Here is a 21385-nt window from a genome sequence, read left to right on the forward strand (position 1 = left end):
ACGCAGGATCCGCTGCCTGGCGATATTGATGTTGATATCAACGTAAACGGCTTGCAGAGTCAACCCGTGGCAGGGCCTCTCGTATAGCCACGACGACGCAAACGAGATTGAGAGACCGGCCCATGATATCGGCCCGTCAAGCATCCGGCCTTGCCGACCGCTGAAAGGCCCTGTCAACGACGGGTTTTCGCCGGGGCCGCCTTGTCGCTTCCGGCGGAAAAATCCCGCCGGACGATGCCGTGGCGCTGGAGCTTGTCGTAGAAGGTCTTGCGCGGGATGCCGAGGGCGGCGATCGTTTCCTGCACGTCGCCGTCATGGGCGCTGAGCGTGTCGCGGATGATCTCGGCCTCGAGCCGCTCCAGCCGTTCCGGCAGCGAGCCGGCGCCGCCCGTCTCGGGCGAGGGGCTTTGCGGCGAAAGCACCGCGGACGTCATGCCCAGCACGGTGCGCTCGGCGAAATGGGAGAGTTCGCGCACGTTGCCGGGCCAGTCGTGCTCGCGCAGGTGGCGCAGGATATCGGCCGAAAGACCGGGTGCCGCGCGCTGGAAGCGCCGGGCGGCGCGCTCGGTGAAATAGCTGAACAGCAGCGGAATATCCTCGCGGCGCTCGCGCAGTGGCGGAATGGTGAGGGAAACGACGTTCAGCCGGTAGTAGAGGTCTTCGCGGAAGGTCTTCCGCTGGGCGGGATCGGCGAGATCGACCTTGGCGGCCGCGACGATGCGGATATCCACCGGCCGGACCTCGTTCGTGCCGAGCGGCGTCACCTCGCGCAGTTCGAGCACGCGCAGCATCTGGACCTGCGTGGAAAGCGGCATGCTTTCCAGTTCGTCGAGGAAGAGCGTGCCGCCGCTCGAATGTTCGATGCGGCCGATGCGTTTCTTCTGCGCGCCGGTGAAGGCGCCGGGTTCATGGCCGAAAAGCTCGCTTTCGATCACCTGCTCGGGCAGGGCGCCGCAGTTGAGCGCCACGAAGTTACCCTTCGCCCGGCGGCTCCAGCCATGCAGCAGACGGGCCACGACCTCCTTGCCGCTCCCTGTCTCGCCAGTGACGAGCACGTCGACATCCGTATCGGCGATCTGGCGCAGCGTCTGGCGAAGCCGGTCCATCGCCGGCGTCTGGCCGATCAGGGGGATGTCGTCCTCCGCCTGCCGGACGCTTTCCCGCAGGCGACGGTTTTCCAGGACGAGGCTGCGTTTTTCCGCCGCGCGCTGGACGCACTGGATCAGCCGTTCGGCGGGAAAGGGCTTTGCGATGAAATCGTAGACTCCCTCCTGGATGGCCTTGACCGCCGTTGCGATGTCGCCGTGGCCGGTGACGAGAACGACCGGGATCTCGGCGTCGAGGGCGTGAACGCGCGCGAAAAGCTGGAGGCCGTCCATGCCGGGCATGCGGATGTCGGAGACGACGACGCCGGCAAAATCCGTGTCCAGCAGGTCCAGCGCCTCGGCGGCGGAACCGAGCGGCGACACGGCAAAGCCCGCAAGGTCCAGCGTCTGGGCCGTGGCGCGTAGAAGCTGCCTGTCGTCATCGATGAGGAGAACGGGCGTGCTCATGCATCAGCCTTTCGCAGGTGGACCCGGAAGGTGGCGCCGCGCTCGCCCGTCTCGACCTCCAGCCGGCCGCCATAATCGGAGACGATGTCCTTGGCGATGACGAGGCCAAGGCCGAGGCCCTTTTCCTTGGAGGTGTTGAACGGCTCGAAGAGCGAGGCGAGGATGTCGGCCGGCAGGCCGGGACCGTTGTCGGCCACCGAAACGACGACATCGCTTTTCCCGGCGGCGATGGAGACAGTAACGCGCCCGTCCGCGCGGTCCTCCACGGCCTCGAGGGCGTTCTGGAACAGGTTGATGAAGACCTGTTCCAGCCGCAGCCGGTTGCCGGTCACGCGCAGGCCCTCCGGCAGCGGGGCGACGACCAGGCGTTCGAGCCGGCCGGTGAAGCGGCTGCGCAGCAGCAGGATCGCGCCGTCGATGACCTCCTGCAGCACGACGGGCTCCGCGGCGGTGCGTCCCTTGCGCGCCAGCGCCTTCAGGTCTTCCGTGATGCCGGCGATCCGGTCGGTGAGGCCGGCGATGAGGTCGAGGTTCTCCTGTACCGGCTCCGGCCGGTTGCGCGTCAGAAAAACCTTTGCATTGTCGGCATAGGCGCGAATGGTGGCGAGCGGCTGGTTGATTTCATGGGCGACGCCGGCGGCGACCTGGCCGAGGATGGCGAGCCGGTTGGCCTGCACCAGGTCCTCCTGCACGGCCTGCAGCTTCGTTTCGGTTTCCCGGTGATCGGCAATCTCGGCCTGCAGGTGGTCGCGGGCGAGGCTGAGGTCGCGCGTGCGCTCGATCACGCGGCGTTCGAGTTCCTCGCGCGCCGCCTGATCGCGCGCGGCGTCGGCAAGCGCCGTCTGGCGCCGGCGCAGCCAGAGCGCGGCTATGAGTGTGACCGCGCCGACGGCCATGAGGGCCAGGAGGCGCGCCTCCCGCATGCCGGCGTCGACGGCGCCGCGGGTCGGTATGAGATATTCGAAATGCCACGGCGTCGAGGCGACGGGCGCGGTGATCCTGAGATAGGTCTCCGCGCCGCCGCCCGGCTGGACGGCGCGCAGCAGCAGGCTTCCCTCCACCGGATCGAAGGGGAGGGGGGCGAGGGGCGCCTCGCCGAACTGCAGGCTTTCGCGAATGGCCGCGAGGCTTTCGCCCGGCAGCGGCTGCGTGGTCATGAAGCGCCAGGAGGGGATGCTGGTGATCAGCACCACATGATTGGCATCCACCACGTAGGACGGACGCTGCGTTTCGTGCCAGTCGCGCTCCAGCTGGTCGAATTCCATCTTGACGACGATGACGCCGAGGGGCGCGGCGGCCGGGCCGATCCGGTGCGAGATGTAGAGGCCAGGCCGCTTGCTGACCGAGCCGAGCGCGAAATGCTCCGCCGTGCCCTCCGCCATCGCGCGGGAAAAGTAGGCGCGGAACGAATAGTCGTTGCCGACGAAGCTCGTCGGCTCGCGCCAGTTGCTTGCGGCGATCGCCACGCCCTTGTCGTCGATGGCATAGATCACCGCCGCATTGGTGCCGGCAACCAGTTCCTCCAGCTTGCGGTCGAGGAAGGAGCGCCGGGCGGCGTCGGTGCCTGCCAGGGCCTCCATGACGTCCCGGTCGCGGGACAGCAGGAAGGGAAGGGCTCGCGGGCGTTCCAGAACGGCCTGCAGGAGCGCGACCTTGAGGTTCGCATCGATCCGGCCCTGCGCCTCAAGTCCCGAAAGGGCCGAGGCGCGGCCGTAGAGGCCGGCAGCATAGAGCGCGGCAAGAGTGAGGACGAGGACGGCAATGGCGAATGCCACCCATTGCCGCCGCGTCGCGCGGTCGAGGGCGATCTGGCTGCTCGTCGTCGGAAGCGGGTTCATCGGAGATTTTGAGCATGAAACCGCACGATCCTCAAGAAGAATAGTGCGAAAATCCGCACTCCTTTGCTTTTAGAGATTTGTACGATTTTAAAATGTTTATTTATTACAGTCACTTAAATGAAGAAATGCAAATTGGCACGCCGCTTGCTGAACCTCCTGCGATTGCAGCAAAGCCACCCCGGGAAGAGCCAGTGCGCTGGTTGGGGTGCGAAAGGAGGAAGCCATGCACATCTCGTCTGTCGCCACGCCCGACCGTGGCCCGTTGCCGTTCTACCGCCACCTCTATGTCCAGGTGATCGTCGCCATCGTCGCCGGCATGCTGGTCGGCCACTACTATCCCGATTTCGGCGCCGGCCTGAAGCCGCTCGGCGATGCCTTCATCCGGCTCGTCAAGATGATCATCGCGCCGGTGATCTTCCTGACGGTCGCGACCGGCATTGCCGGCATGTCGGACCTCAAGAAGGTGGGGCGCGTCGCCGGCAAGGCGATGATCTACTTCCTCACCTTCTCCACGCTCGCGCTTGCCGTGGGCATGCTCGTCGCCAATGTCGTGCAGCCTGGCGCCGGCATGCATATCGATCCGGCCTCGCTCGACGCCGATGCGGTGGCGACCTATGCCAGCAAGGCGCATGAATCCACCATCACCGGCTTCCTGATGAACATCATACCGCAGACCATCGTCGGCGCCTTCGCCGAGGGTGACATCCTGCAGGTGCTGTTCTTCTCGGTGCTGTTCGGTATTGCGCTCGGCATGGTCGGCGAGCAGGGCAAGCCCGTCGTCGATTTCCTGCAGGCCCTGACGACGCCGATCTTCCGGCTGGTCGCCATCCTCATGAAGGCGGCGCCGATCGGTGCCTTCGGTGCCATGGCCTTCACCATCGGCAAATACGGCATCGGCTCGGTCGCCAACCTCGCCTTCCTGATCGCCACCTTCTACCTCACCGCCTTCCTCTTCGTTTTCGTCGTGCTGGGCGCCGTTGCCCGGTACAACGGCTTCTCGATCATCGCGCTCATCCGCTATATCAAGGAAGAGCTGCTGCTCGTCCTCGGCACGTCCTCGTCCGAGGCGGCGCTTCCGGGCCTGATGCAGAAGATGGAACGGGCGGGTTGCAAGCGCTCGGTCGTGGGCCTCGTCATTCCGACGGGCTACTCGTTCAATCTCGACGGCACGAATATCTACATGACGCTTGCCGCGCTCTTCATCGCGCAGGCCGTCGACATTCCGCTGTCGATGGGCGACCAGATCCTGCTGCTGCTCGTGGCGATGCTGAGCTCCAAGGGCGCCGCCGGCATCACCGGCGCCGGCTTCATCACGCTTGCCGCGACGCTTTCCGTCGTGCCCTCCGTGCCGGTTGCCGGCATGGCGCTCATCCTCGGCATCGACCGTTTCATGTCGGAGTGCCGGGCGCTGACCAACTTCATCGGCAATGCCGTCGCGACGATCGTCGTCGCCCGGTGGGAAGACGAGCTGGATGTCGCCAAGCTGAATGCGGCGCTGAGCGGCGGCATCGAGGAAACGCCGGTACCAGTGCCGGTCCTGCAGCCGGCGGAGTGATTGCGACCCTCGCCTGAACCCGGAATTTGCAGCCTCCTCAAGGCGCGGCGCTAGGATCGCCGCGCCTTGATCGTGTTCATCACGAAGCTGGTCTCGATCGTGTCGACGCATTTCAGCTTTGCGATCTTGTCCTTGATGAAGCGCTCGTAGTGATCGAGGCCGGCGCTCATCACCATCAGCACATAGTCCCGCGCGCCCGTCACCAGCTGGCACTCGATCACCTCGTCCCAGCCGTTGACGGCCTCCTCGAACATGCGGATTTCGTCGTCGTGCTGGCGGCTGAGGCGGATCGATGCGATGGCGGTCATCGTCCAGCCCTCGACGGCCGGATCGATGATCGTGGTATATCCGCGGATAATCCCGGTTTCCTCGAGGCGCCGCAGCCGGCGCAGGCACGCCGATGCGGACAGGCCGACGCGCTCGGCCAGTTCGTTGTTGGTGATGCGGGCATCCGCTGCAAGCTCGCGCAGGATGCGCCGGTCGATGTCATCTGCAATTTTCTGCGACAATTTTCAGCTTTCCTCGCAAGAAGTTGCTTTAAAAAACAACAAGCCGCACCAAATAGCAAGGAAACGCCGCCGCCTCTGATATAATTTGTCGTTGGAGATCGCTACACGAACGAGGGAGACGTTTCATGACCGCGCCGCATCCGTCGAGAACCCATATCGGCAACCACGCCCTGCATCCCGAAACGCAGATGCTGAACTATGGCTATGATCCCGAGCTCTCCGAAGGCGCCGTCAAGCCGCCGGTCTTCCTGACGTCGACCTTCGTCTTCGCATCCGCCGAGGACGGGCGCGACTTCTTCGACTACGTCTCCGGGCGCAAGGAGCCGCCGGAAGGCAGGGGCGCCGGCCTCGTCTATTCGCGCTTCAACCATCCCAACAGCGAGATCGTCGAGGATCGCCTGGCCGTCTACGAGCGGACGGAAAGCTGTGCGCTGTTCTCCTCGGGCATGTCGGCGATCGCCACCACGCTCCTCGCCCTCGTGCGGCCGGGCGATGCCGTGCTGCATTCGCAGCCCCTTTACGGCGGCACCGAAACCCTGCTGGCAAAGACCTTCCTCAATCTCGGCGTCTCGGCCGTGGGTTTTGCCGATGGCGTCAGCGAGGCGTCGGTGCAGGCCGCGGCGGAGGCGGCGATGCAGAAGGGCCGCGTCTCCGTGATCCTCGTCGAAACGCCGGCAAACCCCACCAACAGCCTCGTCGATATCGCGATGATCCGCCGGGTCGCCGATGCGATCGGCAAGCGGCAGGGCCACGTGCCGGTCGTTGCCTGCGACAACACGCTGCTCGGCCCGGTCTTCCAGCGGCCAATCGAGCACGGGGCGGATCTCTCGCTCTATTCGCTGACCAAATATGTCGGCGGTCATTCGGACCTGATCGCCGGGGCGGCTCTCGGCCGCAAGGCGGTCATGAAGCAGGTCAAGGCACTGCGCGGCGCGATCGGCACGCAGCTCGACCCGCATTCCTGCTGGATGCTCGGGCGCTCGCTGGAGACGCTGCAGATCCGCATGGAGCGGGCGAACAGCAATGCGGCAGCAGTCGCCGAATTCCTGCGCGAGCATCCCAAGGTGGAGGCGATCCACTACCTGCCCTTCTACGACCCCGCATCGCCGGCCGGCCGGACCTTTGCCACTCAGTGCAGCGGTGCCGGCTCAACCTTCTCCTTCGACATCAAGGGCGGGCAGCCGGCCTCGTTCCGGTTCCTCAACGCGCTGAAGATCTTCAAGCTCGCCGTCAGCCTCGGCGGCACGGAATCGCTCGCCTCGCATCCCGCGACGATGACCCATTCGGGTATCCCCGTCGAGGTGCGCCAGCGTATCGGCGTGCTCGAATCGACCATCCGCCTGTCCATCGGCATCGAGCATCCCGATGACCTGGTGGCCGATCTGGTGCAGGCGCTCGACGCGAGCTAGGACTTAGCTCTCCATGGGCCCCTTGCCCTGCCCGTCGAGCAGCCAGGCGATGCTGACCTGCAGGATGCGCGCGAGCATGTCGAGGCGGTTGGCGCGGGGCTCCGCGCGGTCGTTCTCCCAGTTGGTCCAGGTCTCGACCGTCACGCCGGCAATGGCGGAGATCTCTTCGACGGTAAGGCCGACGGCATCGCGCGCGAGCGAAATCCGCCCGCCGATCGTGTCATAGGCCGTGTCGACAGCGGTCCGTGGGGCAAGTGTGGCGTCGTTGTACATGTCGATATCCTTTGTTCGTGGAGGGATGCCCCGCGCGGTTCGCGCGAGGCAGGCTGTCGGTCCTGCGCCGGCGTCAGCCGTCTTCCTTGGCAAGCCAGGCCTTGATCTGGTCGGCATGGTTCGCGATGTACGCGTCTACGGCCTTTTCGTACGAGGTCTCCTGCGCGTCGAACATCGCGGCCTCGAGGTCGCCGATCGGCAGCTTCATGCGCGACAGGAAGGCCGCGACCTCCGGATTGTCCTTGTCGAAATCCTTGCGGGCGATCACGTCGACATGCTCGGCCTTGCCGAGGGCGCCCTTCGGGTCGTCGATGTAGCGCAGCTCGTATTTGCCGAACATCCAGTGCGGGCTCCAGGAGGTGGCGACGAACCATTCCTCTTTGCGGATCGCCCGGTCGACCGTCGTCAGCATGCCGGCCTCGCTGGAGATCTGCAGCTTGTAGCCGTCGAGGCCGTAGTCCTTGACCGCCTGTTCCGAAAGGCGGGTGAGGCCGGCGCCCGGATCGATGCCCTCTACGCTGCCCTTCAGCTTCGCCTTCACGTCGTCCTTCTTCAGGTCCTCGATGGAGGCGATGGCGTCTTCCGGCACATAGGCGGGCACCACCCAGCCGAGCTTCGCGCCGTCATAGACGGTGCCGAGCGTCGTCACCTTGTCCTTCACCTTGGCGAAGTAGTCGGCATGGGTCTGTGGCAGCCAGGCCATCATCATGACGTCGAGGTCGCCGCGGCCGACGCCCTGGTAGAGCGGCGCGACGTCGGTCTGGACGAGCTCGACCTCGTGGCCGAGTTCGTCCTTGATGAGCTTGGCGGCAAGCTTCGTCACGAATTCGGCGTCGGACCAGGCGGCCCAGCCGATCTTCACCGGCGCCTTGTCTTCGGCCAGCGTCGTGCCGGCCGCGCCGATGAACATTCCGGCCGCAAGGCCGAGGGTAACGAGTGTCTTGAACATCTTTGCTCCTTTTGGAAGGTTCGCGTTCGGCGGCGCGCGCCGCCGGCTTTCGGGCGTCAGGCCGTGGCGGTGGACGCCGCCGGGGCCTGCGCCCGGGTTCGGAAGACGGTGCGCCAGAGGCCGGCGCGTTCCTTTCCGAGGCTCTGGGTGATCCGGTCGAGGATCACCGCGAGAATGACGACGGCGATGCCGCCCTCGAAACCGGTGCCGACGTCGAGACGCTGGATCCCGGTCAGCACCGTGTTGCCGATGCCGCCCGCGCCGATCATCGAGGCGATCACCACCATGGACAGCGACAGCATGATCGTCTGGTTGATGCCGGCCATGATGGAGGGCATGGCGTTGGGCAACTGCACCTTGAAGAGCAGCTGCGGGGCCGTGCAGCCGAAGGCGTTGCCGGCCTCGATATATTCCGCATGCACCTGGCGGATGCCCAGATTGGTAAGGCGCACGACCGGCGGCATCGAGAAGATGACGGTCGCGATGGTGCCGGGCACGGCGCCGAGGCCGAAGAACATCGCCGCCGGGATCAGGTAGACGAAGGCGGGCATGGTCTGCATGAGGTCGAGCACGGGGCGTACGACGGCCGCGACCCGGTCGCTGCGCGCCATGGCGATGCCGAGCGGCAGGCCGACGAGCATGGCGACAAGCGTCGAGGCGAGAACCAGCGACAGCGTCTCCATCATGGCGGACCACAGGCCCATATGATCGACGAGCCAGAGCGCGGCGGCGGTGAAGGCGGCAAAGCCGAAGCCGACGCGCCAGAGCGACAACAGCACGAAGATCGCAAGGCCGACAGGCATCGGCGTTGCGAGAAGCGCGGCCTGGATGCCGTTCGTCACCGCGCCGATCACGGCGGCGATGAAGTCGAGCAGCGGGGCGAAGTTGTCGAGGATGTAATTGACGGCGTTGTCGACGCCGTCGCCGATATCGAATGTCATGGATTTTTCTCCGGGCCGGCGGGATCAGGCGGTGCGGTCGAGCGCTTCGAGAAGCGCGGATTTGCTGATCGAGCCGAGGTAGCGGTTGGCCTCGTCGACGACCGGGACCGGAAAGGCGCTGGCGGCGACCTTGCCGAGGACGTTGGCGAGGTTTTCCGAGGCGGGGATCGGCTCGATGCCCGGCAGGAACGCCCGGCGATAGGGATCGCCCGCGCCGTCGCGGCTGGTCTCGATCAGCGATGTGCGGCTGACCATGCCGTGGAAGGTCTTGTCGCGGCCGAGGATGATGGCGACCTCCCGGTCGAAATGCTCCATGCGTTCCAGGGCCGCGGCGGCGGAGACGCCCTGGCGCTCGATGATGGTCACCTGCGTCTTGCGCGCGACGTCCCCGGCGCGGAAGACCTGCGAGACATCGACATTGCGGAAGAAGGAGCGGACATAGTCGTTGGCAGGCTTCAGCACGATCTCGTCGGGCGTGCCGACCTGCACGACCGCGCCGTTCTGCATGATGCAGATGCGGTCGCCGATGCGCATGGCCTCGTCGAGGTCGTGGCTGACGAAGACGATGGTCCGGCTGTGCTCGGCCTGGAGGCGCACCAGCTCGTCCTGCATCTCCGTGCGGATGAGCGGATCGAGCGCGGAAAAGGCCTCGTCCATCAGGAGCACGGTCGGCTCGCCGGCAAGCGCCCGAGCAAGGCCGACGCGCTGCTTCATGCCGCCGGAAAGCTGGTCGGTGCGGCTGTCGTCATAGCCGTCCAGCCCGACGGCCCTGAGCGCGGCGCGGGCGCGCTGCCTGCGCTCGGCCTCGCCCATGCCGGCAACCTCCAGCCCGAAGGCGGCATTGTCGATGACGGTGCGGTTCGGCAGCAGCGCGAAGGACTGGAAGACCATGCTGATGTCGCGGCGCCGGAGCGCGATCAGCTCGCTGCGCGGCATGCGCGCGACGTCGCGGCTCTCGATCTCGATCGATCCTGATGTCGGCTCGATCAGCCGGTTGATGAGGCGCAGCATGGTGGACTTGCCGGAGCCTGAAAGCCCCATGATGACGAAGATCTCGCCGGTGCGGATATCGAAGCTGGCATTGTCGACGCCGATGGTGCAACCCGTGGCCGCGTGGATATCCGCCTTGGTCTTTCCGGCCTTCAGGAGCGCGAGGGCCCTGTCGGGTCGCTCGCCGAAAACCTTGAAGACGTTCTTGATACTGATCTTGATCCCTCGGTCGTTTGCCGAAAGGTCGCTCTCAGTTGCAAAAGCCATATTGTCCTGGGCCCGGCTCCAGAAGCGGGGCGCTCTCCTTTGTTGGTTGTCAGCTGATCAAGCACTCAGCGGGATGAAACACGCGCAAGCCGAAAGGCTTCGCAAAAACGATAGCGCGTCGCAATATGGACACTGTTTGGCACATTGATGCCAAATTGTCCACACGGTAAGAAAAAAATTCTATTATTGAGTTCATTTCAACTTGAAGCCGGAACGATTTCGCGGCGGATTCTGTGGCGCTTGCGCCGCTCGCCGATCTGGCCGCGGGCGGCCCGCCGGCGATATCGCCTTTGCCTCTGGCCCGACAAATATCGCGGCAGGTTCCCCATTCCGCCGAGCGCGGACCCCGGAGATGATTCTTCTTTGCCCCTGCACAAAGACCCTGGTGTTCTTCCGCTGCAATGGACTGGCGACAACCGGAAGAGCCAATCCTTGTGAAGGAGCCAGGATGCAAACCCTTTCCCTTGACCTGACCGTGGCGTCGATCGCCGCGGAACTGCCCGGCGCCGCCGATCTGTTTCGTCGTTCGGCCATCAATTTCTGCTGTGCGGGCAATGTCCCGCTTCGCGCGGCGGCCGAGCGGGCGGGCCTCTCGCCGGAGGAACTGCTGGCCGCGCTGGAGGCGCTCGAACGGGCGGCAGGCCGCGATGCGCCCGAGGAGACCGGACCGCTCATCGACCACCTCCTCACCCGCTATCACGAGACCCACCGCCAGGAATTGGCGTTCCTGATTCCGCTCGCCGAGAAGGTCGAGCGGGTCCATGGCGACCATCCGGCCGCGCCCTCGGGACTGGCCGCGGCGCTGACCGCGCTGCGCGACGAGCTGGAAGGCCACATGATGAACGAGGAACAGCTGGTCTTCCCGATGATACGGCAGGGCGGAGCCACGCGGATCACCCACCCGGTCGCGCAGATGCGCCGCGAGCACGACGATGCCGTCCGGCTCCTCCATGACATAGAGCATGCTGCCCATGGCATGGCCCTGCCGTCCGGCGCCTGTGGTTCGTGGACGGCGCTCTATACGGGGCTCAGGAAGTTCACCGACGATCTCGTGATGCACATGCATCTGGAGAACACGGTGCTCTTTCCACGCTTCGAGGCACCCGTCGCTTGAGGCTGGCGATCCGGCGCCGCGGCTGGGAGCATGTGGCGTCGGCAGATATTCCGGGACCGCGGGCCGGCCAAGGTTTTGGCGCATGACATGAAGATGCCGCGCGGGCGCGGCCCGGACGTTTCCGGACCCGGGGGCCTTTGTCTGCCGCGGCCCTCAGCCGCCCATGCGAAGGGCCGATATGCAGTCGAGGATGCGGGCGGCATGGGTTTGCGCCCGGTCACGCCCCGCTTCGTCGGGAAGGCGCTCTGCAAGATCGAGATAGGCGTCGAGCAAGGCTTCGCTGAGGGCCTGCGGGGTTTCCAGCACGGCCGGTTCCAGCGATGCGAAGGCCGGCGCCGGTGCCGGTGCCGGCGACAGCGGATCGCGGGTGAGGGCGTTCGCGCGGGCACTGGCCTCAGCCGAGAGGTTCGCCAGCACGGCCCCGGCCGGTGCCTGCGCGTTGCCGGCAGCCCTTGCCGAAAGCAGCGCGGACAGCCGTTCCTCGAGGGCTGCGAGCGACCATTGCCGCGCCTCTCCGGACATGGCCTCGCGCTGGAGATGGAAGGCGCGCCGCCGCTCGCGCCGCAGGGTCGCGACATGCGTCAGCTCCTCGCGCGCCATCTGCTCGGCCGCTTCGCGCAGCTGGGTCGAGGGGCTGCGAGAGGCGAGATAGGTCCAGAAGGCGAAGGCGCGTTCCTCGTTGCGCACGGCGATCGAGAAGGCGCGGTAGGCGCTGATGAGTTCCGGCGCGACGAGGGAGGTCCCCTCGTCGTCGAAGGTCGGGTCGAGGCTCCAGCGCACCGCAGACGGGTCAGGCGCCTTGCCGGTCGTGCGTTGCGACCAGTAGGCGACATTGCCGAGATGGCCGCTCTCCTCTTCCACCAGCTTTTCGAACACCGCGGCAAGGTCGTGCCGGCCTTCTTTCCTCATGCGGCCGGCGAGCGAGGCATAGCCCGCGATCGCCTCCTGCTCCATCGCCGCGGCGATGGCGAAGAGCTCTTCCATGGTTTCGACGGTGCCCGAAGGTTCGTTCCCGAGTAGCGGCATCGGCGGCATCTCCCTTGCATGCGCCACTCTCCCATTGCGGATCGGTACGGTGTTTGTGCTGCAACAAATTGCGCAGAGGTATCTTGCCTAGAATGCCGGCATCGATACTCCCTTGCCGGAAAGTGCCATCTTGACGGACCGCCTGCCGACCCCGACCCGCAAAACGATCCGCCCCGCGGCCTGGTTGAGGCACCTTCTGCTGGTGCTGTTCACCCTGCTGGCGACGGTGCCGGCCGTGTCGAGGGCGGAGGCCGCCTCAAGGCTTGCGGAATATCTTCCGAAGGCGCAGCCGGCCGACCTCTTTCCCGGCGCGGACCGTTTCGGCGAGCCGGCGGGCGAACCGCCGATCGCCCCGGTCTGGCAGGGCCAGGCGCTTGTCGGCTACGCCTATCTCAATTCCGATTTCACCAGCGCGACCGGCTATTCGGGCAAGCCCATCCACATCCTCGCCGGCATCGACCCGCAGGGCGTGCTGCGCGGCTTCAAGCTGGTCCATCACCAGGAGCCGATCGTCCTCATCGGCATTCCCGAGGAGAAGGTGGTCGCCGCGCTCGACACGCTGATCGGCCGCGATATCGGCCGCGTCGCCGCGGGCGCGGAGCGGCCGCCGCAGGTGGATATCGTCAGCGGTGCGACGGTGACGGTGCTTGTCATGGGCGACAGCGTCGTGCGCTCGGCCGTGCGGCTCATCCGCAGCGGCCGGCTGGGGGTCGACGCGGCGGCCGGTGCCGCGCCGCCGGCCGAGATCCGCACGCTCAAGGCGGGAGCCGGCGGGGCCCGTTCCTGGGAAGCGCTCGTCGGCGACGGTTCCATCCGTGGCCTCAGCCTGTCCGTCGGCGAGGTAAGCGAGGCTTTCGCGCGCGCCGGCGAGGAGAAGGCCGCGCAGCATCCCGAGACGCGCAGCCCTGAAGACCGTTTCATCTCCCTCTACATCGCGCCTGCCAGCGTGCCGGAGATCGGCCTAAGCCTGCTCGGCAAGGAAGGCTACGAACGGCTTCGCGCAAAATTGCGGCCGGGCCAGCAGGCCATTCTCGTTGCCGGCGACGGGGCCTATTCGTTCAAGGGATCGGGTTATGTGCGCGGCGGCATCTTCGACCGCATCGAGCTGATGCAGGACGGGCAGGGCGTGCGGTTCCGTGACCGGGGGCACACGCGGCTTGCCGATATTGCCGCCGACGGCGCGCCGCATTTCCGGGAGATCGCGCTTTTCACCGTGCCGGAGGATTTCGCCTTCGACGTGACGGCGCCCTGGGAGCTGCAATTGCTGGCGCAGCGCTCGTGGAGCGTGCGCGACAAGGCCGTCCTGCCCTTCGACCTCGGCTACAGCCTGCCGGATCGCTACGTCACCGTGGAAAAGACGAAGCCGGTGCCGGTCGCCACGACCGAAGCCGAACCGCAGGCCGCCGCGACCTTCGAGGGCGAGAACGAACCGCTCTGGATGCAGATGTGGCGCATGAACATGGTCGAGATCGGCATCACCGCTTTCGCGCTGCTGCTGCTCACCGCCATCTTCTTCTTCCAGGACTGGCTCGTTCGCCGTCCCGTGCTGCATGTCTGGGTGCGGCGTTCCTACCTCGTCTTCGTCCTCGTCTGGCTCGGCTGGTATGCCAATGCGCAGCTTTCCGTCGTCAACGTGCTGACCTTCACCAATGCGCTGATCACCGGCTTCAACTGGGAGTTCTTCCTCTCCGCACCGTTGATCTTCATCCTCTGGGCGACGGTGGCGGCCGGGCTGCTGTTCTGGGGGCGGGGGCCGTTCTGCGGCTGGCTCTGCCCGTTCGGCGCCCTGCAGGAGCTCACCAACAATCTCGCGCAATGGCTGAAGGTGCCGCAGATCAAGGTGCCGTTCTGGCTGCACGAGCGGCTGTGGCCGGTGAAGTATATCCTCTTCCTTGGCCTGTTCGGCCTGTCGTTCTACTCGGTGGCGCTTGCGGAGGTCTTTGCCGAGGTCGAGCCGTTCAAGACGGCGATCATCCTTAAGTTCGCCCGCGACTGGCCCTTCGTGCTCTTCGCGCTGACGCTGCTCTCGCTCGGCCTCTTCATCGAGCGCTTCTATTGCCGCTACCTCTGCCCGCTCGGCGCCGCGCTCGCCATTCCCGGCCGCATCCGCATGTTCGAATGGCTGAAGCGCTGGCCCGAATGCGGCTCGCCCTGCCAGCGTTGCGCCAAGGAATGCCCCGTGCAGGCCATCCATCCCGAGGGGCAGATCAACGTCAACGAGTGCATCTACTGCATGCACTGCCAGGAGCTCTACCACGACGACCACCGCTGTCCGCACATGATCCAGGTGCGGCTGAAGCGGGAGAAGTTCGAGCGGCTGTCCTCGCCCGCAACGCGCGGACCGGGGCCGGTTCCGCCGGTCATCACCCACAGGGGCGTCGCCATCGAGAAACCCGATCCGGCTGCCGGATCGCCGAACTGACACCAGAACAAGGAGAGATGCCATGCCACAGGATGAAACGAAAGCAGGTCTGAGCCGCCGCCAATTGCTGGGCTCCACGGCCGTCGCGGCGGGGGCGGTGGGAACCGGCGCGCTCGCCTTCGGCGGGATCACCGCGGCGCCCGCGCTCGCGCAGGCCGCCGCCAGCGGCAACTACGAGGTCAAGCCGGGCGAACTCGACGAATATTACGTCTTCTTCTCCTCCGGCCAGTCGGGCGAGGTCCGCATCGTCGGCCTTCCCTCCATGCGCGAGCTGATGCGCATCCCGGTCTTCAACCGCTGCAGCGCCACCGGCTGGGGGCAGACGAACGAGAGCCTGAGGATCCTGACGGAGGGCATGCTGCCGGAATATCGCGAACTGATGAACAAGCGGGGCGCTGCCGCCTATCTCAACGGCGACCTGCACCACCCGCATCCCTCCTTCACCGAGGGGACCTATGACGGGCGCTACCTCTTCGCCAACGACAAGGCGAACACCCGCGTCTGCCGCATCCGCCTCGACGTGATGAAGTGCGACAAGATCGTCCAGCTGCCCAACCAGCACACGGTCCACGGCCTGCGCGTCCAGAAGTATCCGAAGACCGGCTATGTCTTCTGCAACGGCGAGGACCGCGTACCGGTCCCGAACGACGGCAAGGTGCTCGACGACAAAGCCCATTACCGCTCGATCTTCTCGGCCGTCGACGGCGAGACGATGAAGGTCGCCTGGCAGATCATGGTCGACGGCAATCTCGACAATGTCGATGCCGACTACCAGGGCAAATACGCCTTCTCCACCTGCTACAACTCGGAGGAGGGCGTGAACCTTGCCGAGATGATGGAGGCCGAACAGGACTGGGTGGTCGTCTTCAACCTGAAGCGCATCGAGGAGGCGGTCGCCCGCGGCGAATTCACCGAGATGGGCGGGGTGCCGGTTCTCGACGGGCGCAAGGGCTCGCCGTTCACCCGCTATATTCCGATACCCAACAGCCCGCACGGCATGAACACCGCGCCGGACGGCATCCACATCGTCGCCAACGGCAAGCTCTCGCCGACCGTGACCGTCATGGACGTGCGCACCTTCGACGATTTGTTCGAGGACAAGATCCAGCCGAAGGAGACGATCGTCGCCGCGCCCGAGCTCGGCCTCGGCCCGCTGCACACGGCCTATGACGGCAGGGGCAACGCCTATACGACGCTCTTCATCGACAGCCAGATCTGCAAATGGAACATCGAGGACGCCAAGCGCGCCTACAAGGGCGAGCAGGTCGATCCGATCCGCCAGAAGCTCGATGTGCACTACCAGCCAGGTCATAACCATACCTCCATGGGCCAGACCAAGGACGCGGACGGCAAGTGGCTGATATCGCTCAACAAGTTCTCCAAGGACCGCTATCTCAACGTCGGTCCGCTGAAGCCGGAAAACGACCAGCTCATCGATATTTCCGGCGACGAGATGGTGCTGGTGCACGACAACCCGACCTTTGCCGAGCCGCACGACGCCACCATCGTCCACCACTCGAAGATCGATCCGGTGCATGTGTGGAAGCGTGACGATCCGTTCTTCGCCGATGCGGTAAAGCAGGCGGCGGCCGACGGCATCGACCTGATGGCCGACAGCGAGGTGATCCGCGACGGCAACAAGGTGCGCGTCTACATGACCTCCGCCGCCCCGGCCTTCGGGCTGGAGACCTTCTCGGTCAAGCAGGGCGACGAGGTGACGGTCTATGTCACCAATATCGACGAGGTCGAGGATCTCAGCCACGGCTTTGCCATCATCAACTACGGCATCAACATGGAAGTGGCTCCGCAGGCGACGGCTTCCGTGACCTTCACCGCCGACAAGCCCGGCGTCTACTGGTACTATTGCTCGTGGTTCTGCCATGCCATGCACATGGAGATGAAGGGCCGCATGTTCGTCGAGCCGCAGGCGGCCTGACGTGACGGCCTATCCCGCCACGATGACGATTGCGGTGGCGGCCCTCGTGGCCGCCCTCGCACCGGTCTTCGCGCGGGCGGAGACGATCTCCGTTCCCGCCGGCGCGAAAAACCTGCAGGCGATCCTCGATGCGGCCCGGCCGGGGGATGTGATCCGGCTGCAGGCGGGCGGGCATCGCGGCCCGCTGCGCATCGCCACGGCATTGACGCTGGAAGGCGAGGGCGGGGCGGTGCTGTCGGGCACGGGCACCGGCAGCGTCGTCACCGTCGCCGCACCCGGCGCGGTGGTGCGCGGGCTTGAAATCCAGGGCTCCGGCACGAATATCGGCTCGCTCGATTCCGGCGTCTTCCTCGACAAGGCCGCGACCGGGGCGATCGTCGAGGACAATGCGATCCTCGGCAATCTCTACGGCGTCTACATCAGGGGCGCCAGGGACGCGCTGGTGCGCGGCAACCGGATCGAGGGCATGCGCGAGGGGCGCTCGGCGGAGGCCGGCAACGGCGTGCATCTGTGGAACGCGCCGGGGGCGAAGGTGATCGGCAACGACATCCGCTTCGGCCGCGACGGCATCTTCACCAATGCCAGCCGCCACAACGTCTTCTCCGGCAACCGCATGCGCGACCTGCGTTTCGCCGTCCACTACATGTACACCAACGAAAGCGAGATCAGCGACAACGTCTCGACCGGCAATTCCGTCGGCTATGCCATCATGTATTCCGACCGGTTGACGATCACCGGCAATGTCTCCGATGGTGACCGCGACCATGGCCTGCTGCTCAACACCGCGAAGGGCTCGACGGTATCCGGCAACCGGGTGAAGGGGCGGATGCAGCCGGTTTCCCGCTGGACCAATGCCGGCCGCCAGAGCGACACGCATGGCGTGACCATGGAAAGCGATGCCGGCCACGACGTCGCGGACCGGCGCCTCGGCCCGGAAAAATGCGTCTTCATCTACAATGCCAACCGCAACCGCTTTTCCGGCAACCGCTTCGAGAACTGCGCGATCGGCATCCATTTCACCGCGGGCTCTGAGGGCAACCGCATGAGCGGCAACGCCTTCATCCGCAACCGCAACCAGGTCAAGTATGTCGGCACGCGCTACCTCGACTGGTCGGCGGAAGGGCGCGGCAACTACTGGAGCGACAACCCCGCCTTCGACCTCGACGGCGACGGCATCGCCGACACGCCCTACAGGCCGAACGATCTCGTCGACCGGGTGTTGTGGACCGCGCCGCAGGCGAAAATCCTCACCAACAGTCCGGCCGTGCAGGTCATCCGCTGGGCGCAGAGCCAGTTTCCGGCGCTCCTGCCCGGCGGCGTGGTCGACAGCCGCCCGCTGATGGCCCCGCCGGACGAAGGAATGTGAATGCCATGACCCATCGCATCGACATCCAGGCCGTTTCCAAGGCTTTCGGCGCGTTCAAGGCCGTGCGCGACGTTTCCTTCTCGCTTGCCGAAGGCGAGATCGTCGCGCTGGTCGGCCACAACGGCGCGGGCAAGACGACGCTGATCAAGCTGATGCTCGGCCTCATCCGCCCGACCGCCGGCACCGTCCGCGTGCTCGGCGGCGATCCGGCGGCCGATCCCGCCGTGCGCGCGCGCCTCGGCTACCTGCCGGAAAGCGTGTCCTTCAATCCGGCCCTGACCGGCCGCGAGACGCTGGCCTTCTACGCCGCGCTGAAGCGCGCGCCGCACGGTCAGGTCGCCGAACTGCTCGAACGCGTCGGCCTGTCGCAGGCTGCCGACCGGCGCGTGCGCACCTATTCCAAGGGCATGCGGCAGCGGCTCGGGCTGGCGCAGGCGCTGCTCGGCGCGCCGCAGGTCCTGCTGCTCGACGAGCCGACGACCGGCCTCGACCCGGCGCTCCGCCGCGATTTCTACGGTTTCCTCGACGAACTGCGCGCAGGAGGCGCGACGATCCTGCTGTCCTCCCATGCGCTCAGCGAACTGGAGGGGCGGGCCGACCACATCGTCATCATGGGGCAGGGCGTCAAGATCGCCGACGGCACGCTGGACGAGCTGCGCGGCATCGCGCGGCTGCCGACGCGCATCCGCGTGCGCCTTGCCGAGGGCGAGGAACGGCGGCTCGAAGGGGACGCGGACTGGCGCCCGGTCAACGGCCATATGCTGGAAATCGACGCCGCGCCGGAGGACAAGCTGGCGCTGCTGCGCGCCGCCGTCGGCGCCCGCATCGCCGATCTCGACGTGACGCCGCCGACGCTCGACGAGCTCTATGCCCATTTCCAGGACAGGCAGCGGGAGGCCGGCCAATGAGGACCATCCTCGTCATCGCGCGCAAGGAAATCCAGGAGGGCCTGCGCAACCGCTGGGTCCTCGCGACCACGCTGCTTCTGGCGACGCTCGCGCTCACCCTCACCTTCCTCGGCAGCGCGCCCACCGGCAATGTCGGGGCAAGTGCGCTCGACGTGATCGTCGTCAGCCTGTCGAGCCTGTCGGTGTTCCTCGTGCCGCTCATCGCCCTCCTCATCTCGCATGACGCCATCGTCGGCGAGGCGGAGCGGGGCACACTCCTCTTGCTGCTCAGCTATCCGCTGGCGCGTTTCCAGGTGATTGCCGGCAAGTTCATCGGGCATCTGGCGATCCTCGCCTTCGCCACGCTGATCGGCTACGGCGCGGCGGCGCTCGCGCTCGGGCTTGGCGGCGGTGCCGGGCTCGCCGCCGGCTGGCCGGCCTTCGCCCTCCTGATCGGCTCCTCGGTGCTGCTCGGCGCGGTCTTCATCGCCATCGGCTATCTCGTCAGCACGCTCGCCGGCGAGCGCGGCATGGCGGGCGGCATCGCCGTCGGTGTGTGGCTGGTCTCCGTGCTGGTCTACGACATGGCGCTGCTCGGCCTCCTGGTCGCCGACCAGGGGCGCACGGTCACGGGCGGGCTGCTCAATGCCCTCCTTCTGCTCAACCCGACCGATGCCTATCGCTTGCTCAATCTCGGCGGCGAGGCGGGGGCGATTTCCGGCATGGCCGGGGCAGCCTCGCTCAGTGCGCCCGCGCTTGTCGCCGCGCTCGCGCTGTGGGCGGCGCTGCCGCTTGCCGCCGCCATGCTGGTCTTTTCAAGGAGAGAGGCATGAAACGCATGCTCGCCACCCTCGTTCTCGTCCTCGTCGCCGGCTGCTCGGAGCAGCCGGCCGAGGTGCCGCAACCCTTCGCCCTGACGGAGGAGGCGATCGGCCGCTATTGCGGCATGAACGTGCTGGAGCACGAAGGCCCCAAGGGCCAGATCATCCTGTCGCAGATTCCCGAGCCGATCTGGTTTTCCTCGGCGCGCGATGCGGTCGCCTTCACTCTTCTGCCGGACGAGCCCAAGGCCATCGCCGCCATCTACGTCTCGGACATGGGCACTGCTGCGAGCTGGGCGCAGCCCGGCGCCGAAAACTGGATCGATGCCCGCACCGCCTTCTACGTGATCGGCAGCGCACAGCGCGGCGGCATGGGCGTCGCCGAGACCATTCCCTTCTCCAGGGAGACGGACGCGCGCGATTTCGCCGGAAAGCATGGCGGCGAGGTGGTCGGCTTCTCGGATATTCCGCCCGGCTATGTGCTGGGCGACGGCCAGGCGGCCGACGGAGCGGCGCCGCAGCGCCAGGAGGAAGGGCAATGACCATGGGCGCAGGCCCGACCCGTCGTCGTTTCATCATGCTTTCGGCCGCTGCCGCCGGCACGGCGCTTTGCCCGCTCGGCGCAGGCGCCGGGTCCAGGGCCGTCCGCTGGCGCGGCCGCGCCCTCGGCGCGCCGGCGGAAATGATCCTCCACCATCCCGACCGGGCGCAGGCCGCGCGGCTGATCCGGCGCGTCGTTGCCGAGATCGATCGCCTTGAGCGCATTTTCAGCCTTTACCTGCCGGATTCCGCGCTCGCCACACTCAATGCCCGGGGCGCGCTCGCCGATCCGCCGGCCGAACTGGTGGACCTGCTGGAGCAGAGCCATGCCGTCTGGCAGCAGAGCGACGGCCTGTTCGACCCGACCGTCCAGCCCTTGTGGCTGCTTCATGCCCGGCATTTCTCCGCTCCCGGTGCAGATCCTGCCGGCCCTCCGCGCGACAGCATCAAGGAAACGTTGCGCCGCGTGGGCTTCGGGCACGTCGCCTTCGACCGAAACCGTATCGCCTTTCGCAGGGCGGGCATGGCGCTGACGCTCAACGGCATAGCGCAGGGCTACATCACGGATCGGGCCGTGGAGATCCTGCGCGCCGGCGGCGTGGTGCACACGCTCGCCAACCTCGGTGAAATCCGCGCGCTCGGGCCGCGCGAGGATGGAACGCCCTGGCGCGCCGGCATCGCCGGAACGGATGCGCGCGTCGACCTCGTCGACCGCGCGATCGCCACCTCCGGGACGAATGGTTTCCGCTTTGGCGGGCCGGGCTCCCCGAGCCACCTGCTCGATCCCCGGACCGGCGTTTCGGCGGGTCGCCACGACAGCGTCAGCGTCGTCGCGCCGACCGCCGCGGCCGCCGACGCTTTCTCCACCGCCTTCAGCTTCATGGACGGCGACGGGATCGCGGCCGCGCTGCGCACGCTGCCGGGCATCGAGGTGCATCTGCGCGAGCCGGGCGGAGGGTATAGGCACATCGCCTGACGCTCCGGAACGG

General features: G+C 66.5%; 18 protein-coding genes. 10 read left to right on the plus strand and 8 right to left on the minus strand.

The features are described 5' to 3' along the window. Window positions 1–173 precede the first annotated feature (173 nt). Both AABQ55_RS30040 and AABQ55_RS30045 read right to left on the minus strand, forming a co-directional pair. The gene (locus AABQ55_RS30040; protein ID WP_272808702.1) at window positions 174–1553 is read right to left on the minus strand and encodes a sigma-54-dependent transcriptional regulator; all 1380 of its coding nucleotides are present in this window, start codon (window positions 1551–1553) and stop codon (window positions 174–176) included. Further along, on the minus strand, window positions 1550–3391 hold the full coding sequence (locus AABQ55_RS30045) for a sensor histidine kinase (protein WP_272808703.1): 1842 nt from the start codon (window positions 3389–3391) through the stop codon (window positions 1550–1552). Before AABQ55_RS30045 ends, AABQ55_RS30040 begins: the two co-directional genes overlap by 4 nt. Window positions 3392–3614: 223 nt before the next feature. Between AABQ55_RS30045 and AABQ55_RS30050 the strand changes: the two genes are divergently transcribed. Further along, window positions 3615–4946 (plus strand): dicarboxylate/amino acid:cation symporter, encoded by a 1332-nt coding sequence (locus AABQ55_RS30050; protein WP_272808704.1) that lies wholly within the window; start codon window positions 3615–3617, stop codon window positions 4944–4946. A gap of 50 nt (window positions 4947–4996) precedes the next feature. On the opposite strand, the gene AABQ55_RS30055 is transcribed toward AABQ55_RS30050, so the two are convergent. Continuing rightward, window positions 4997–5455 carry an Lrp/AsnC family transcriptional regulator gene (locus AABQ55_RS30055; RefSeq protein ID WP_272808705.1) on the minus strand — a complete coding sequence of 153 codons (459 nt, stop codon included), beginning with the start codon at window positions 5453–5455 and terminating at the stop codon, window positions 4997–4999. A 125-nt stretch (window positions 5456–5580) separates the two neighbouring features. Between AABQ55_RS30055 and AABQ55_RS30060 the strand changes: the two genes are divergently transcribed. Further along, window positions 5581–6864, plus strand: a complete 1284-nt coding sequence (locus AABQ55_RS30060; RefSeq protein ID WP_244768750.1) for a cystathionine gamma-synthase family protein — start codon at window positions 5581–5583, stop codon at window positions 6862–6864. 3 nt (window positions 6865–6867) lie between these two features. Here AABQ55_RS30060 and AABQ55_RS30065 read toward each other — a convergent pair whose 3' ends face one another. From AABQ55_RS30065 to proV, 4 genes are all read right to left on the minus strand, one after another. Continuing rightward, window positions 6868–7137: a helix-turn-helix domain-containing protein gene (locus tag AABQ55_RS30065; protein WP_244768751.1), complete on the minus strand. Its 270-nt coding sequence runs from the start codon at window positions 7135–7137 to the stop codon at window positions 6868–6870. 73 nt (window positions 7138–7210) lie between these two features. Beyond that, entirely contained in the window at window positions 7211–8086 is an 876-nt protein-coding gene (locus AABQ55_RS30070; RefSeq protein ID WP_272808706.1) for a glycine betaine ABC transporter substrate-binding protein, read from the minus strand. A 56-nt stretch (window positions 8087–8142) separates the two neighbouring features. Beyond that, window positions 8143–9027 (minus strand): ABC transporter permease, encoded by an 885-nt coding sequence (locus AABQ55_RS30075; RefSeq protein WP_272808707.1) that lies wholly within the window; start codon window positions 9025–9027, stop codon window positions 8143–8145. A 24-nt stretch (window positions 9028–9051) separates the two neighbouring features. After that, entirely contained in the window at window positions 9052–10284 is a 1233-nt protein-coding gene (proV, locus tag AABQ55_RS30080; protein ID WP_272808708.1) for a glycine betaine/L-proline ABC transporter ATP-binding protein ProV, read from the minus strand. Window positions 10285–10732: 448 nt separating this feature from the next. Here proV and ric point away from each other — a divergent pair, with 448 nt between their 5' ends. Then, the gene (gene ric, locus AABQ55_RS30085; RefSeq protein ID WP_272808709.1) at window positions 10733–11398 is read left to right on the plus strand and encodes an iron-sulfur cluster repair di-iron protein; all 666 of its coding nucleotides are present in this window, start codon (window positions 10733–10735) and stop codon (window positions 11396–11398) included. 153 nt (window positions 11399–11551) lie between these two features. Here the strand turns inward: ric and AABQ55_RS30090 are convergent, their stop codons facing one another. Then, window positions 11552–12424, minus strand: coding sequence for a ferritin-like domain-containing protein (locus AABQ55_RS30090; protein ID WP_272808710.1), 873 nt, complete (start codon window positions 12422–12424; stop codon window positions 11552–11554). Between the two features lie 142 nt (window positions 12425–12566). On the opposite strand from AABQ55_RS30090, the gene AABQ55_RS30095 reads away from it, so the two are divergent. Genes AABQ55_RS30095 through AABQ55_RS30125 form a run of 7 tightly spaced genes read left to right on the plus strand, consistent with a single transcriptional unit; the run spans window position 12567 to window position 21372 of the window. Then, window positions 12567–14846 carry a 4Fe-4S binding protein gene (locus tag AABQ55_RS30095; RefSeq protein ID WP_443021263.1) on the plus strand — a complete coding sequence of 760 codons (2280 nt, stop codon included), beginning with the start codon at window positions 12567–12569 and terminating at the stop codon, window positions 14844–14846. A gap of 22 nt (window positions 14847–14868) precedes the next feature. Continuing rightward, complete coding sequence (gene nosZ / locus AABQ55_RS30100) at window positions 14869–16782, plus strand: TAT-dependent nitrous-oxide reductase (RefSeq protein ID WP_272808711.1); 1914 nt, start codon at window positions 14869–14871, stop codon at window positions 16780–16782. A 22-nt stretch (window positions 16783–16804) separates the two neighbouring features. Beyond that, complete coding sequence (locus AABQ55_RS30105; RefSeq protein WP_272808774.1) at window positions 16805–18148, plus strand: nitrous oxide reductase family maturation protein NosD; 1344 nt, start codon at window positions 16805–16807, stop codon at window positions 18146–18148. 5 nt (window positions 18149–18153) lie between these two features. Beyond that, a complete protein-coding gene (locus AABQ55_RS30110) occupies window positions 18154–19056 on the plus strand; it encodes an ABC transporter ATP-binding protein (RefSeq protein ID WP_244768758.1) in 903 nt (300 codons plus the stop codon). Further along, a complete protein-coding gene (locus AABQ55_RS30115) occupies window positions 19053–19868 on the plus strand; it encodes an ABC transporter permease (protein ID WP_272808712.1) in 816 nt (271 codons plus the stop codon). The genes AABQ55_RS30110 and AABQ55_RS30115 overlap by 4 nt, the downstream gene beginning before the upstream one ends. Further along, window positions 19865–20398, plus strand: a complete 534-nt coding sequence (locus tag AABQ55_RS30120) for a nitrous oxide reductase accessory protein NosL (RefSeq protein WP_272808713.1) — start codon at window positions 19865–19867, stop codon at window positions 20396–20398. Before AABQ55_RS30115 ends, AABQ55_RS30120 begins: the two co-directional genes overlap by 4 nt. Further along, window positions 20395–21372, plus strand: a complete 978-nt coding sequence (locus AABQ55_RS30125; protein WP_272808714.1) for an FAD:protein FMN transferase — start codon at window positions 20395–20397, stop codon at window positions 21370–21372. The genes AABQ55_RS30120 and AABQ55_RS30125 overlap by 4 nt, the downstream gene beginning before the upstream one ends. The last annotated feature ends 13 nt before the right edge of the window (window positions 21373–21385 follow it).

The sequence above is a fragment of the Shinella sp. WSD5-1 genome (genome assembly GCF_963942435.1).
In the GTDB taxonomy this organism is placed as follows: domain Bacteria; phylum Pseudomonadota; class Alphaproteobacteria; order Rhizobiales; family Rhizobiaceae; genus Shinella; species Shinella yambaruensis.

What these genes read in the sequence shown, in the direction of transcription:
- AABQ55_RS30045 (WP_272808703.1), bottom strand. Translation starts at nt 3,391, where the DNA reads ATGAACCCGCTTCCGACGACGAGCAGCCAGATCGCCCTCGACCGCGCG.
- nosZ (WP_272808711.1), top strand. Translation starts at nt 14,869, where the DNA reads ATGCCACAGGATGAAACGAAAGCAGGTCTGAGCCGCCGCCAATTGCTG.
- ric (WP_272808709.1), top strand. Translation starts at nt 10,733, where the DNA reads ATGCAAACCCTTTCCCTTGACCTGACCGTGGCGTCGATCGCCGCGGAA.
- AABQ55_RS30110 (WP_244768758.1), top strand. Translation starts at nt 18,154, where the DNA reads ATGACCCATCGCATCGACATCCAGGCCGTTTCCAAGGCTTTCGGCGCG.
- AABQ55_RS30115 (WP_272808712.1), top strand. Translation starts at nt 19,053, where the DNA reads ATGAGGACCATCCTCGTCATCGCGCGCAAGGAAATCCAGGAGGGCCTG.
- AABQ55_RS30090 (WP_272808710.1), bottom strand. Translation starts at nt 12,424, where the DNA reads ATGCCGCTACTCGGGAACGAACCTTCGGGCACCGTCGAAACCATGGAA.
- AABQ55_RS30060 (WP_244768750.1), top strand. Translation starts at nt 5,581, where the DNA reads ATGACCGCGCCGCATCCGTCGAGAACCCATATCGGCAACCACGCCCTG.
- proV (WP_272808708.1), bottom strand. Translation starts at nt 10,284, where the DNA reads ATGGCTTTTGCAACTGAGAGCGACCTTTCGGCAAACGACCGAGGGATC.
- AABQ55_RS30125 (WP_272808714.1), top strand. Translation starts at nt 20,395, where the DNA reads ATGACCATGGGCGCAGGCCCGACCCGTCGTCGTTTCATCATGCTTTCG.
- AABQ55_RS30050 (WP_272808704.1), top strand. Translation starts at nt 3,615, where the DNA reads ATGCACATCTCGTCTGTCGCCACGCCCGACCGTGGCCCGTTGCCGTTC.
- AABQ55_RS30075 (WP_272808707.1), bottom strand. Translation starts at nt 9,027, where the DNA reads ATGACATTCGATATCGGCGACGGCGTCGACAACGCCGTCAATTACATC.
- AABQ55_RS30070 (WP_272808706.1), bottom strand. Translation starts at nt 8,086, where the DNA reads ATGTTCAAGACACTCGTTACCCTCGGCCTTGCGGCCGGAATGTTCATC.
- AABQ55_RS30120 (WP_272808713.1), top strand. Translation starts at nt 19,865, where the DNA reads ATGAAACGCATGCTCGCCACCCTCGTTCTCGTCCTCGTCGCCGGCTGC.
- AABQ55_RS30040 (WP_272808702.1), bottom strand. Translation starts at nt 1,553, where the DNA reads ATGAGCACGCCCGTTCTCCTCATCGATGACGACAGGCAGCTTCTACGC.
- AABQ55_RS30065 (WP_244768751.1), bottom strand. Translation starts at nt 7,137, where the DNA reads ATGTACAACGACGCCACACTTGCCCCACGGACCGCTGTCGACACGGCC.
- AABQ55_RS30105 (WP_272808774.1), top strand. Translation starts at nt 16,805, where the DNA reads ATGACGATTGCGGTGGCGGCCCTCGTGGCCGCCCTCGCACCGGTCTTC.